This window comes from Mycobacterium sp. (genome assembly GCF_035623875.1).
GTDB lineage: Bacteria > Actinomycetota > Actinomycetes > Mycobacteriales > Mycobacteriaceae > Mycobacterium.
Genome location: NZ_DASPSP010000072.1, coordinates 1 through 13,833 on the forward strand (window position 1 = coordinate 1; position 13,833 = coordinate 13,833).

General features: G+C 62.4%; 10 protein-coding genes and 2 pseudogenes. 10 read left to right on the plus strand and 2 right to left on the minus strand.

Features of this window, described 5'->3' with window-relative positions:
- The 3 genes and pseudogenes from VEI45_RS06180 to VEI45_RS06190 form a co-directional block, all read left to right on the plus strand.
- Positions 1–299 (plus strand): hypothetical protein (locus tag VEI45_RS06180; protein WP_324851150.1); only part of this gene is annotated, 299 nt, incomplete at its 5' end.
- 212 nt (positions 300–511) lie between these two features.
- Positions 512–789, plus strand: a pseudogene (locus tag VEI45_RS06185) (cytochrome P450); the annotation flags it as partial.
- Positions 790–982: 193 nt separating this feature from the next.
- The gene (locus VEI45_RS06190; RefSeq protein ID WP_324851152.1) at positions 983–1,993 is read left to right on the plus strand and encodes an alpha/beta hydrolase family protein; all 1,011 of its coding nucleotides are present in this window, start codon (positions 983–985) and stop codon (positions 1,991–1,993) included.
- A 273-nt stretch (positions 1,994–2,266) separates the two neighbouring features.
- On the opposite strand, the gene glnA is transcribed toward VEI45_RS06190, so the two are convergent.
- Entirely contained in the window at positions 2,267–3,703 is a 1,437-nt protein-coding gene (glnA, locus tag VEI45_RS06195; protein ID WP_324851154.1) for a type I glutamate--ammonia ligase, read from the minus strand.
- A 527-nt stretch (positions 3,704–4,230) separates the two neighbouring features.
- Between glnA and VEI45_RS06200 the strand changes: the two genes are divergently transcribed.
- The 5 genes from VEI45_RS06200 to VEI45_RS06220 all read left to right on the plus strand — a co-directional run bounded on the left by VEI45_RS06200 (position 4,231) and on the right by VEI45_RS06220 (position 10,473).
- Entirely contained in the window at positions 4,231–5,991 is a 1,761-nt protein-coding gene (locus VEI45_RS06200; RefSeq protein ID WP_324851156.1) for an NAD-binding protein, read from the plus strand.
- Positions 5,992–6,263: 272 nt separating this feature from the next.
- Positions 6,264–7,112, plus strand: a complete 849-nt coding sequence (locus tag VEI45_RS06205) for an SDR family NAD(P)-dependent oxidoreductase (RefSeq protein ID WP_324851158.1) — start codon at positions 6,264–6,266, stop codon at positions 7,110–7,112.
- Positions 7,113–7,135: 23 nt separating this feature from the next.
- Complete coding sequence (locus VEI45_RS06210; RefSeq protein WP_324851159.1) at positions 7,136–8,056, plus strand: ferritin-like domain-containing protein; 921 nt, start codon at positions 7,136–7,138, stop codon at positions 8,054–8,056.
- Positions 8,053–9,555: an NAD(P)/FAD-dependent oxidoreductase gene (locus VEI45_RS06215; RefSeq protein ID WP_324851160.1), complete on the plus strand. Its 1,503-nt coding sequence runs from the start codon at positions 8,053–8,055 to the stop codon at positions 9,553–9,555. Before VEI45_RS06210 ends, VEI45_RS06215 begins: the two co-directional genes overlap by 4 nt.
- A gap of 3 nt (positions 9,556–9,558) precedes the next feature.
- Complete coding sequence (locus tag VEI45_RS06220) at positions 9,559–10,473, plus strand: MerR family transcriptional regulator (RefSeq protein WP_324851162.1); 915 nt, start codon at positions 9,559–9,561, stop codon at positions 10,471–10,473.
- Positions 10,474–10,486: 13 nt separating this feature from the next.
- Here VEI45_RS06220 and VEI45_RS06225 read toward each other — a convergent pair whose 3' ends face one another.
- The gene (locus VEI45_RS06225; protein WP_324851164.1) at positions 10,487–11,839 is read right to left on the minus strand and encodes a salicylate synthase; all 1,353 of its coding nucleotides are present in this window, start codon (positions 11,837–11,839) and stop codon (positions 10,487–10,489) included.
- Positions 11,840–12,130: 291 nt separating this feature from the next.
- Here VEI45_RS06225 and VEI45_RS06230 point away from each other — a divergent pair, with 291 nt between their 5' ends.
- Together VEI45_RS06230 and VEI45_RS06235 are read left to right on the plus strand one after the other, a co-directional pair.
- On the plus strand, positions 12,131–12,346 hold the full coding sequence (locus tag VEI45_RS06230; protein WP_324851166.1) for a hypothetical protein: 216 nt from the start codon (positions 12,131–12,133) through the stop codon (positions 12,344–12,346).
- A 246-nt stretch (positions 12,347–12,592) separates the two neighbouring features.
- A pseudogene (locus VEI45_RS06235) lies at positions 12,593–13,815 on the plus strand (sodium-dependent bicarbonate transport family permease).
- The last annotated feature ends 18 nt before the right edge of the window (positions 13,816–13,833 follow it).

A 13,833-nucleotide genomic window follows, 5' to 3' on the forward strand; every position in this document is an offset into this window, starting at 1 on the left:
GCTGGCATGGAAGATTAGGAATGTTCGTGTCCGCCAGGATTAAACAGGTTGCCGCCGTCGTCGGCCTCGGGTGGTTGACCGTTGTAAGTCCGGGTGTGGCGCACGCGCAGCCGCCGCACATTCCCCAGGACACCGACATCACCTGCCCTGACATCGCGGGGATTAACTACGTCCGGGATGCCAACGATTCGCGTGCGTTCTACCTCTGCGTGGATGGCGAGCAGAAGCACCACTTCCGATGTCCACAGTTCACGCTATTAATCATGGCGATGCCGCCCAAGTGTCTTCCCCTCAGATAAAGATGACCAGCAGACCGATCACCACTGCGAGCACTATCAACCAGTCGAGTCGGTGGCTTCCCGTGCTCGGAAATTTGATCTCCATCTAGCCCCCTTGTCCGTATAGCTCGTCGAGCTCATCGACGCCGGCCTCCGACATTCACGTGCGAGCAGTGCAACACGACGCTGGAACGCCGCACTACACCAGCTAAAAGCAGCTAGCCAAAGAGCCGGGCGACAAGGTCACGCTGTGGTACTGCTCGGTCAACCGCGATGAGTCAAAATTCGCCAACCCGTGGACCTTTGACCTGGCGCGCAACCTGAATCCGCATGTCGGCTTCGGCGGCGGCGGTGCCCATTTCTGCTTGGGCGCCAATCTGGCTCGTCGTGAGATCAGCGTCATGTTCGAGGAATTGCACCGCCAGGTACCCGACATTGTCGCGACGGAGGAGCCCGCACGTTGCTGTCGCCGTTGATCCACAGCATCAAGACGCTGCCGATCGCCTGGACACCGCCGACCTGGATCCGATCTGCGGCATCGGCGGCAGCACCGCCGAACGACGGACCGGACATCGTTGCCATGGTTCGCCACGCGTCGGAGACAACCATTCGATCGAACGGTGCAAAAGTGCCAGATTCGATTGTGAGCAAACAGTGTTCCCGCCGTTTCTTCGCTGTTACGACGAGACGGCTACCGTGCGCCAATGAAAAAGCAGCTGGCGGCAACAGCCTATGCTTTCTTGCTCTGCACAAGCACGGTCGTCGAAGTGCCTGCCGCAAAGGCCACAATCCAAATTCCCAAGATCGTTTGCTCGACCGTTAACCCCGACACGGCAACCGCGAGTGGCCCACGTATCCAGCACATCACTGTCGACGGAAATCCTGTGTCGGTCCTGCTTCCGCCGCAGTATGGCACCTCGATGCGAAAATATCCTGTGCTCTACCTCCTGTACGGGGCGGAGTCAGACGTGGACTCGTTTCTGATCCGCACCAATCTCATTACGGTGACAAACGCGTTCCCCGACAACCAACAGTTCATCGTCGTTACGCCGTCCGGCGGTCTGACCGGCTTCTATGTCGACTGGAAAGACGGCAGCCACAACTACGAAACGGAGATCATCAACCGGGTCATCCCAGCGATTGATGCGCGGTTTCGCACACTCGCTGATAAAGGACACCGAGCGGTGGCCGGCGTCTCGATGGGCGGCTTTGGCGCCGCACATTACGGCGTGAAGCATCCGGACCTATTCGGTGCCATCGGAACGTTGTCAGGCGGCGATAACAACCAGGCTTCCGATGAGGCTGTCGTCATCATCGGAGCGACCGTGGAGCAGCGCGAGTGCGCCGACGGTCTAGCAGCTGGCCAGTATGACCCGTTCGGAATGTTCGGCGACCCCGTACTGGATGCCGGTCGATGGCGTGTAGCCAACCCGGTTGCTAATGCATCCCAACTACGGGGCATGGACATATATCTCACCGCGGGAAACGGCTCCCCCTGTGACGCCGACGACGCCCAAACGCTCGTCACAAACCCTGGCGAGGGCGTTCTCGAATTAGGCGTCGGCCAAACGACCCTCGACCTGCATGTCGCGCTGAGATTCGCTGGTGTACAGCACATCTACGACGCGAAACCGTGTGGCATTCACACGTACAAATACTTCACGCCGGAGGTCACCACCTACGTCAATCGGTTGGCGAGGCTTTTCTCTAGCTGAATACTTGTGCCTGCAGGCGGACCTTCAGCGGGTCAGAAGGTCTCAAAACCAATGTTCTTGCCTTCTCAAATGTTGGTGCCAAACTGCGGTGTCAAGAGCACGCAACCAACGTCGCCCGGATGAGTCGATTGCTCACCTGCTTACGGCCCTCTACTCGCTACGATCGCCTTGTCTTGGGGCGGCTAGGAGAAGTCGATGTGAAGCCCCTGGTCATCGTCGGTAGCGGACTGGCGCGCCGTGGCGGCGTCGCCGCAGGTCAGCGCGTTTGCAGGCTCACACGTCGTAGTAGAGCGCGAACTCGTACGGGGTCACCCGGAGGTTGAACGGCGCAAGCTCATAGTCGCGTTTGTAGGTGATCCACGTCTCGATCAGGTCAGGCGTGAACACGCCTCCCTCGGTGAGGTATTCGCTGTCTTCCTCCAGACGGTCGATCACCGCGGACAGCTGGGTAGGAGCCTGCACGATTTCCGCGGCCTCTTCTGGCGGCAGCTCGTACAGGTCCTCGTCGACCGGGGGAGGCGGCTCGATCTTGTTCTTGATGCCGTCCAGGCCCGCCATCAGCATGGCGGAGAACGCCAGGTACGGGTTGCCCGACGCGTCGGGACAACGGAACTCCAACCGTTTGGCCCTGGGATTGCTGCCGGTGATCGGGATACGCACGCAAGCCGACCGGTTGCGCTGGCTGTAGACCAGGTTGATCGGGGCCTCGAAGCCGGGCACCAACCGCTTGTACGAGTTCACCGTCGGGTTGGTGAATGCCAGCAACGACGGCGCGTGGTACAGCAAACCGCCGATGTAGTGGCGGGCGGTGTCCGACAGGCCGGCATACCCCTCCTCGTCGTACATCAGCGGGACGCCGTCCTTCCACAACGACTGGTGACAGTGCATACCGGAGCCGTTGTCGCCGAACAGCGGCTTGGGCATGAACGTCACGGTCTTGCCGGCCTGCCATGCGGTTTGCTTGACGATGTATTTGTACATCTGATGGTCGTCGGCCGCGTGCAGCAATGTGTTGAACTTGTAGGTGATCTCGGTCTGGCCGCCGCTGCCCACTTCGTGGTGGCCCTTCTCCAGCGAAAAGCCGGCGTTGGTCAGGTGGGTGAGAATGCTGTCGCGCAGGTCGACGTAGTGGTCGGTGGGGGCTACCGGAAAGTAGCCGCCCTTGGGGCGGACCTTGTACCCGCGGTTGGGGCTGCCGTCGGACTCGGTCTCTTCTCCGGTATTCCACCACCCGGATGTTGCGTCCACCTTGTAGAACGAGGTGTTGATGCGTGAATCGAAGCTCACCTTGTCGAAAATGTAGAACTCGGCTTCTGGGCCGAAGTAGGCGGCGTCCGCAATGCCGGAGCTGATCAGGTAGTTCTCGGCCTTGCGGGCCACGTTGCGCGGGTCGCGCGAGTACAACTCGAGGGTGTACGGGTCGTGCACGAAGAAGTTGACGTTCAGCGTTTTGGCGGCACGGAACGGGTCGATGGTCGCGGTTTCCGGATCGGGAAGCAGCAGCATGTCGGACTCGTGGATCGATTGGAAGCCGCGAATCGAGGAGCCGTCAAATGCCAAGCCATCCTCGAAAACGTCCTCGTCGAAGACGTAGATCGGAATTGTGAAGTGCTGCATGGTGCCTGGCAGGTCACAGAAGCGAACGTCGACATACTCAATGTTCTCGTCCTTGACGAGTTTGAAGATATCGTCGGGCGTGTTTTCGGACATAGCGTATTCCTTTGCTTGGTTATCCGCGGGCTGACGGCGAACCAAGCCCGACATGAAGTTGTTCGCGACCTTATTGGGCGGCCTCAATTGACGCACGCCATGCCACCACATTGCACGCCAGAGCCCGTTAGTATCATGACTTTTCGCGTGGGTGGCAATGTTGTGGGCTTACCGATACGCCACTGCTATTTCGTCTGTGTGACGAGTTCGAGTCGAACTTGTTGCGTCGGAATCACACGGTGTTGAATCAGAACGAGGCCATGTCCCGTTGCTCAGTAGGCGACTTTGTCTGCGGGACAGCGGTGTTGACTTACGTCGTCCACGCTTCTCAGGTGGCACTATCCGCCAGGATGGCCGATAGTCATATGAACAGCTACGCGTGAGTGAACGCAGGTGTCCGCAAGTTGGGAGTAATCATGCCGCAAGACACAAAGCCACGGCCGAATGACTCGATTCTTCGGCTTGAGCGAAGGCCGGACTCTACGCAGCATGCGAGACTACCCGGTCCCCGCCAAACACGCGAGATCATGCATCGCGAAATCATCGTCGCCGGCGACGATCCGCTGGCGAAGACGATCGCCGAGGAGCTCAGGGGCGCCGGCGCGCGGATAATCCAGATCAACACTGCTGCCGATCTCCTCGGCGCCGGGGTACATCGAGCGCGCGCCGTCGTCTGCGCCGGGCCCGACGACGCGGTGAATCTTGAAATCGCGTTATTAGCAAGAGAATACAGCCCAAATGTCCGCGTGGTGGCACGTCTGTCTAACGACGTCCTGCGCGGAGCGGTGGCCGCCGTTAACGGCCCCGGCGCCATCTTGGACGTCGCCGACCTCGCGGCACCATCCGTCGTCGAGGCAGTTCTGTCGCGTAACGCGCACCAGTTCGAAACGGCCGGTATCGAATTCGTTGTATGGGGCGCCGAGGCGCCGTGCGACGGGACTCTGCGCGAGATCTACGCCGACCTGGCACCGGTGGCGGTGGTCCACGGCAAGAACTCACCTGCCCCCGGCGAGGTGGTGCCATGTCCGGGACGGGATCTGCAGGTCTACGCCGGCGACTGGACCTCGATGATCGGCCTCAAAGACGAATTGGAAGCCCGCGGGATCACCGTGCCTCCCCGGACCGCGACGCGCTCTCGCCACTCCCGGGTGCGACGCGTGGTCGATGCCGCGCGCGCCATGCGCGACGACATGAACCCGATGCTTTTTCCCTCGTTGGCATCCGCGCTGCTCCTTATGCTCGGCTCGACAGCCGTGGTCCGCTTCGCCTACCAGAACCCGCGGATGTCGTGGATCGACGCCCTGTACTTCGTCTCTGAGTCAATTACGGGCGTGGGCTATGGCGATTACAGCTTCGGCCAACAATCCCCTTGGCTGCGACTGTTCGCTGTCGCGTTGATGTTTGCCGGCGTGACCGTCACCGCCGTCCTCGTCGCGTTCATTGCGGACCTGCTGCTGTCGCACCGCTTCATCCAAACGGCCGGACTGCGCCGGGCACGCCATATGCGCGACCACGTCGTCGTTGTCGGACTGGGTTCGGTCGGCATCCGCGTCGTGAGGGATCTGACCGCTGCCGGATACGACGTCGTCGTCATCGAGCAGGACGAGAACAACCGCTTCCTGTCGACCGTGGCCGAACTCGACGTGCCGGTGATTTTCGGAGACCCAACGATGCGCCAGACGCTGGAATCAGCGCGCGTCGATCGCGCCCGCGGAGTGGCGATAGTGACCCACCAGGACATGAAGAACATCGAGACCGGGATCGTACTGCTTGAGATCTTGGGATCCGATACCAAAGTGCCGCTGGTAATGCGCGTTCAAGGCCGCGCGCTGAGCACTGCGGTGAATCGGCGATTCGGTTTCGAAAACGTGCGGTCGATCGTCGACCTGGCAGCTCCCTGGTTCATCGGCGCCGCGATGGGTCTGCAGGTGCTGGGGACATTTTGGGTCGGCCAGCGCTCTTTCATGGTCGGCGGAATGCTGGTGGCGGCGGGCAGCCAGCTAGATGGACTGCGAATGGTGGATCTGTCTACCGAAACGCGCGTCATCGCGATCACTCGACCGGAAGGGCCGGTCAGCCTACGCCCGCGCCGCGACGCCCGACTGAAAGCCGGCGACACTGTCTACCTGGTCGGCCCTTACCGCGAACTGATCGCGACGCTGCGCAAGGGTCAGCCTCCACCGCAAACCTCGACCACCGGTGGGCTCGCGGCGGCACTCGCGGCCGCACGTTCGCCGCACAGGCCAGAACAACGCCGGCCACGATGGGCGCAAGAAGCTGACGTTTGACGAACTGGTCGCGCTAGTTGGTCGACGGCGGCGCGTGCGTCGTCAACATTGCCATTGACTAATGTCGCCATTTTGTATTGACTAAGTCACATGGTGGGACGCTGTGCCGGCTCGCGGATCGCTGCGATCACGTGGAGCGGCAGTGGTGAGTTCCAGGCGTTGCCTCGGTTGTCACCGGAAGCCGGCAAGGCCATGGCCCACGTCTCGCGTTTCATCTCCGCGTGCGTAAGGGCCGACGGCTGTGATGGCACGGCGACGAGGGCAGGCTAGCGATGCTCGGACCGTTTGGCAGGTCGAAAAAAGTGAGCCACCACGCGCTTGCGGTGGTAACCGGCGCGGGCAGCGGGATCGGCGCGGCGTTCGCCACCGAACTCGCCCGCCGCGGCGGTCGGGTGGTCTGCAGCGACATCAACGAGGTCGCTGCCGCGAAGACCGTGAGCTTGATCACCGACCACGGCGGTGAAGCCGTCGCAATCCGATGCGACGTATCCCAATTCGAGGACGTCCGCGAACTGGCTGCCCAGTCAGAATCTTGGTTGGGCGCTGCACCCACGCTGGTGATCAACAACGCCGGCGTCGGCTCCGGCGGTGCCCCGATCGGTGAACTCCCCCTTGACGACTGGCAATGGGTGCTGGGCATCAACCTGTGGGGACCCATTCACGGCTGCCATGTTTTCGCCCCGATCCTGCGGTCGGCCGAACCATCGAACCGCCTGAGGGGCATCATCAACGTTGCCTCCGCTGCCGCCTTCGGCGCTGCGCCCAGGATGGCCGCCTACAGCGTCAGCAAGGCCGGGGTGCTGTCGCTGTCGGAGACTCTGGCCGCCGAATTATCTGGCAGCTCAGTGAAAGTCACCGTCCTTTGCCCCACCTTCGTCAAGACCAATATCGTCGAGTCCGGCCGGATGCCCGACCAAACAACCCAATTCGCAAACCGGGTCATGCGCTGGACTGGGTTTTCGGCGGCCAAGGTTGCGCGCATCTGCCTAGACGCCCACGATCGCGGCGACCTGTATTGCATGCCGCAGCTCGACGCCAAGATCGGCTGGAACATCAAACGCTTGGTCCCGGGCACTTTCACCCGTGGAATGGGCCTGGTGTCCCGGGTGGCCCCGTTCTGACAGCATCAATCAAGGAGGATCCGGTGGCAATCGATATGGACGCGATGCTGGCCAAGATCAAGGATCGCCAATGGGCGCTTGCCGATATCGATTGGGCAGCACCCGGCGCCGAGACCATCGACGACGAATTCCGGCCTAAGCTGAAAGCCTTCATGGCCGATCTGTGCTGGATCGAGAATATCGGTGCTCGCGGATTTTCGGCGTTGGCCAAAAAGGCGCCCAACGCGACGCTGGCCGAGATCTACCGCTATTTCCACGCCGAAGAGCAACGGCACGCCAATGCGGAGCTGGCACTGATGAAGCGCTGGGGCATGCTCGACGACTGCGAAATGCCCGAACCGAACGTCAACATCCGGCTGGCCATGCAATGGCTGGACACCTACGCCGACGGCATGTCCCTGGCGATCCTGGGCACCGTCATCCCGATGCTCGAGGTGGCACTCGATGGCGCGCTGCTGAAATTCCTGCTCGACGAGGTCGACGATCCGGTCTGCCACCAGGTCTTCGAAAAGATCAACAATGACGAATCACGCCATCTTGCAGTGGATTTCGAAGTCCTCAATATGATCGGCCACGCCAAGGCTCGAAAGCTCGCCATCGACTTCGTTGGCAACGTGGCCTCACCGGGACTGATCATCGGCGCGCTGATGTATCTGCCATTGCTCAACCGGGTGCGCAACGAGCTTGACGACATGGGCATGGAGCCCGAGCGGCTGTACAACGCGGTCAAACGGTTCAAGCAGCTCGGCGAGCGGGGCGATCACACCTGGCGAGTGCCCACCTACCAAATCCTGAAGCGACACGCCGCGATGGTGGTCAACCCGCGCCACCCCTATCACCTGCTGGCCAATTCCATGGTGTGGCTGTCCGATCGCTACCCCAGGCCACTACTGCGGCCAGTGCCCAGCTGGTTCAAAGAACTGACCCACGAGCCCGCTGCGTGATCATGGCGAACTCACATACCTATGCGACGATGATCGTCGGCGCCGGCTTCAGCGGGCTCGGCGCCGCAATCAAGTTGGCGCAAGCCGACGTCGACGACATTGTCATCCTGGAACGCAGCGATCGGGTGGGCGGAACCTGGCGTGACACCAGCTATCCCGGTGCCAGCTGCGACATCCCGTCGCTGCTGTACTCGTTTTCGTTCGTCAAAAACCCGAGCTGGTCGCGGACCTACTCGCCGGCCGATGAAATCCGCAAACACCTCGAGGACATGACCACCCGCTTCGGCATCCGCCGCAAGATTCGGTTCGGCCAAGAGGTAACCGGGTTGTCGTTCGACGACAGCGCCGGGGCGTGGATCGCAACCACTGCCGCCGGCAAGCGTTTTCGGGCCCGCACCGTGGTGCTGGCATCCGGGCCGCTACCCGACTCCAGCTTCCCCGATATCCGCGGGATCGATTCCTACCGCGGACACACGATCCACAGTGCGCGGTGGGACCATGACTACAACTTCGCCGGCAAGCGGGTCGCGGTCATCGGCACCGGCGCCAGCGCCATCCAGATCATCCCGGAACTGGTCAAGCAAGCCGAATTCGTCAAGGTGTTTCAACGTACCCCAGGTTGGGTGCTGCCGCGCTTCGACGTCGCCACTCCGCCCGCTGTGCAAGCGGTATTCACCAAAGCTCCAGCGGTTCAACAGCTTGCGCGCCAAGCACTGTTCTGGGGGCATGAGGCCAGCGCCACCGCACTGGTGTGGAACACCCCATTGACATCGTTGGTCGCCCGACTCGGCCGCCTACACCTGCACCGGCAGATCAAGGACCCGTGGCTGCGCCGCCAGCTGACTCCCGCTTTCACTCCGGGCTGCAAGCGCATGCTGGTCTCCAGTGACTACTACCCTGCCCTGCAACGCGATAACTGCAAGCTGATCGACTGGCCCATCGCGACATTGAGCCCGGTCGGAATCCGCACCAGCGACGGTATCGAACATCATCTGGATTGCATCGTGTTCGCCACCGGGTACGACGTGCATCTGACCGGTCCACCATTCCCGGTCGCCGGGCTCGGTGGACGTTTGCTGAGCACTGAATGGGCCGGCGGCGCACAGGCTTACAAGAGCGCCAGCGCGCATGGGTATCCGAACCTGTTCTTCATGACCGGTCCCAACTCCGGACCCGGCCATAACTCGCTGCTGGTCTACATCGAGGGCCAGCTCGACTACGTCGTGCGCGGCATCACCACCATCCTCGAAAACAACTTGCGTTACCTCGACGTCCGTAAAGACGTACAACGCCGCCACAACGAGCGCATTCAGCAGCGACTCACCAAGACGACGTGGATGTCCGGATGTAGCAGTTGGTATCTGACCAAGGACGGATTCAACGCGTCGATGTACCCAGGATTCGCCACCCAGTACCTTCGCCAGATGCGGGACTTCCGGTTCGCCGACTACCACGTGGTCGCTCAAGGCGCCGACACTCGCGTCAGCTCATCGGCCTGACTGATGGCTCCCGACCGACCGCCACGAGCAGAGACCGGCACCATCGCCGGCGTCCTGGCCAACCTGCGGCGCGCGCCCAAGCGCGTGCGGCGGCAGTCCCGGGAGGTCATCGAAAGCGCGGTGTCGCAGCTTTTCGACGCGGCAGTGCGCCACCCCCACGGTGCGCCGGTCTCCGGGGAATACCGCATCGACGACCTGGCCAGGCTGGCCGGCACCACCACCCGCAACGTCCGTGTCTACCGCGACCGCGGGCTGTTACCACCGCCGTTGCGGGTCGGGCGGATTGCGCTGTACAACGACACTCATCTGACCCGGCTGCGGCTGATCACCTCGATGCTCAACCGCGGCTACAACATTGCGCACGTCCGGGAGATGCTCAGCGCCTGGGAGGAGGGCAAGAATCTCGGCGACGTGCTCGGCCTGGAATCGGCGATCGTTGGCACCTGGACGACCGAGAAGTCGCAGACTATGCCGCTGGCCGAGGCGGAACGACTCATCAATGACGCCACGGCGTTCGATCGACTGGTCGGGCTGCAGGTGATCCGCGTCGACGGCACTCAGGCCACCATCACACGTCCGAAGCTGATCGACGCGTTCAACGAGATCCGCGGCTACGGCGTCAGTATGGAAAAACTCATCGACCTGCACGAGCGCATCGTCCCGCTGGTCGACCAGATCAGCGAGATGCTGGTGCGTGCCGGAGCCGAACACGTCGCCGACCGGATCAAACCGCGGGAAGCCCTGCCCGCCGACACCGAAATCGCCGAGCTGATCACTATGCTGGTCCGGTTTCGCACCCAGGCCGTCGCATCCGTCACCGCCACCCTGGCGTCGTCGATCGAATCGACCATCGAGTCGTTGGTCAGCCGCATCCTGGCCGACTATTTGGAGCGCTCGCCAGACGCCGACGTCGGCTAGTGCGTTCGTTCGCCTACCAGCGGGCAACCAGATGCGGGGCCAGCGCGGCCAGCTTCTCGCAGGTCTCCTCGAATTCGCGATGGGGATCCGACGCCGCGATGATGCCGGCGCCGGCCCGCAGCCAGGTTCGCCCGTCACGTTCGTAGACGCTCCGCAACGTGAGCGCCGCGTCAAGGCCGCCGTCAGCCGAAAACATCACCACCGCACCGGAATACAACTCACGTGGGCTTTCATCGAATCGCAGAATGGCGTCGACACTGGCCGCCTTCGGGATACCTGAGGCGGTGACCGCGGGAAACAGCGTCTCCAACGCGTCCATCCGATCCTTGGCTGCATCCAGCCGGCCGGTGACCGTCGAGCCCAGGTGCTGCACGCTGCCGCGCTCGCGAACCGTCATGAAATCGATGACCGCGGCGCTACCGGCTTCGGCGACCTCAGTGATCTCCAGCAGCGAACTGCGCACCGACATGGCATGCTCGACAATCTCTTTGCTATCGGATTCCAGATCGTCGCGGGCCCGGCGGTCGCATGCCGCGCCGCGGCCCAGCGCCCGGGTGCCGGCCAACGGTTCGGTCACCACTACGCCGTCGTGGTGCACCGCTGCCACCACTTCCGGGCTATAACCCAGGGCCCGAAATCCACCGAGCCGCAACAGAAACGAGCGCGCGGGCGTGTTGTGCCGCCGCCCCAACCGATAAGTGGACGGAAAGTCCAGCGCGAAAGGCACATCGACACAGCGGGACAGGATCACTTTGTGGTAGCGGCCGGCGGCGATGTCGTCGATGGCTGTGCCTACCCGCGCGCGGTAATCGGTGGCGTCGACGGTGACGTCGATTCCGGATGCAGCTGGCGCGGCCGGCAGACCCTCGCTCAGCAACCGCTCGACGATGTCGCGGTGGCGTTCCTCGGCGTCGAACAATCCGACTGTGTCGTTGGTGACCACGACGCGGGTGCGGGGCCAGAACACCCGCGCCAACGGGGTCTGCGGCGCCAGGCGATCCTGCAGATCGAAGCGATACGCCCCGAACTCGAAGGCGATCCAGCCGAAGGCCTGATCGGATTCCAGCAACAACCGGTCGACGGCCTCGCCGAGCACGGCTCCCGGCCGGCCGGACCAGCTTTGTCGCTGAGTGACACCGTCGCGGGTGATGCGAAGCTCGTCGCAGTCCAGCTCGACCATTGCCAGCACACCAACGGCCAGTACCCACTGATTGTCGTGCTCGTAAAGCAGGTATTCGTCGCCGTCGCGCTCAGGCAACGCCGCGGCCAGCTCGGCCGCCAGGTCCGCCGGCGGGATCTCGGCCGGCAATGGGAATGACAGTGACGGGGTGCCTACGGGACTGGTTTCGACACCGACTTCGGTCACGGTTAGTAAATGTAGCCTAACCTATGAACCTGCGGGGGTTCCCCGCGACGAACGGCCTAACTGGCGTTCCGCATGCCCTATCACCAGCACTTTCGGTAGACCCGACTTTAATGGCCGGCTCACACCGCTGCGTAAGCACGGACGGATCAGCGACCTAGACCAGCTGGCCGGTGATTGGTTGTCATTACACGTTCTCGAACCGTTCACGCCCCAGGCCCACAATGGATCTGGTCCGGCAGCGGGCCGACCGTACGACCAGGCCAAGCCGCACTCTGACGAGAGGACAGCATCGTGTTTGTTATCCGGCTCCTTGACGGAGAAGAGGTCCACGGAGCGGACAGCGACAAGCTCAGCGTCAATCAAGAAACCGGCGTGCTCAGCGTTTCCCGGATCGACGGGTTCGAGGAAGTCACGACGCACTATTCGCCGTCGGCGTGGGCAACGGTGACGCATCGCGTCAAGGAGCCCGTGGTGCGGGCGTCGCTGGTCGGCAACAACAAGAAGTAAAGGGCGGCCCGCGGCAGCGGAGCACGCGGACAAATCGAATTACCGAACCATGGTGTCGCTGTGCCTTTTCCCAGCATTACCATGGTGTCGCTGTCCGTTCACCGATTTTCCAGCATTCTCCCAGCGCGCAGGGGTCCTTTCTCACAGCAGGAGGCGGCACCGCAAGGTTAGGCTCTAAAAAATTCATGGCCCCCATGACGACGGTCACGAATCCTCAACTAGCCGCGCGCATCTAGGGAGATTGCAATGCTCCTGGAGTTCTGGGAGAACTTCCGGCACAACCTCTTCAAGCCGCTGTTGTTGTTTTTCTACCTCGCTTCCTTATCCCGATCCTCAAGGTGAAGTTCGAGTTTCCCTATGTGATCTATCAGGGCGTGACGATGTACCTGCTGCTGGCCATCGGCTGGCACGGCGGTGAAGAGCTCGCCACAATCCATGTGGCGAGCATCGGCCGCATCGTTGGATTCATCGTCCTGGGATTCCTGCTCAACTTCCTGATAGGTTTTCTCGCCTACATGCTGCTGACCCGGATGACGAAGATGCGGCGGATCGACAGGGCGACGGTCGCCGGCTATTACGGGTCGGACTCGGCAGGAACCTTCGCAACCTGTGTGGGCGTCCTTGCCACCGTGGGGATGGCGTTCAACGGCTTCATGCCGGTCATGCTGGCCGTCATGGAGATGCCAGGCTGCCTGGTGGCGCTGTATCTGGCGGCGCGGCTGCGGCACAGGGGGATGGACGCGTTGGGGAACATGCCGGGCGAGCCCAGCCACAAACCGCCCGCGAGGGTGGGGCCCGGTGCGGCCGGCCGGCCGGCTCCCGGGCAGCATCTCGATACCGAACGCGAGCTGGCGATCGAGCGGGAAACGGAGATCGCGCTGGAACTGCAGGAGCATCCCGATAACGACGCCGACTGGGATGACGCAAAGCGGGGCGTCGGCACGGTCAAGCTGCTGAGGGAGGTCTTGCTCAACCCGGGGCTCTATCTGCTCTTCGGCGGCATCGTCATCGGCCTAGTCAGCCGGTTGCAGGGACCGAAGGTCGTGCACGACAACGACACTGTCTTTGTAGCCGCCTTCCAGGGCGTGCTGTGCCTGTTCTTGCTCGAGATGGGTATGACTGCCTCCCGGCGATTAAGGGACCTGAAGAGCGCGGGCCCCGGTTTCATCGTCTTCGGTCTACTGGCGCCGAACCTGTTCGCCACTCTCGGGATCATCACCGCTCACGCCTATGCTCACATCACGCATGCCCAGTTCAAGCCGGGGACTTATATCCTGTTCGCCGTACTCTGCGGCGCGGCGTCATACATCGCTGTGCCGGCGGTCCAGCGCCTGGCGATCCCCGAGGCGAGCCCGACCCTGCCACTGGCCGCATCGCTGGGCCTGACGTTTTCCTACAACGTCACGATCGGGATCCCGATCTATATCGAGATCTCGCGCGCCGCCACGCAGTGGTTCCCGATCACCTGACGCGAGAAAGCCTCAGCC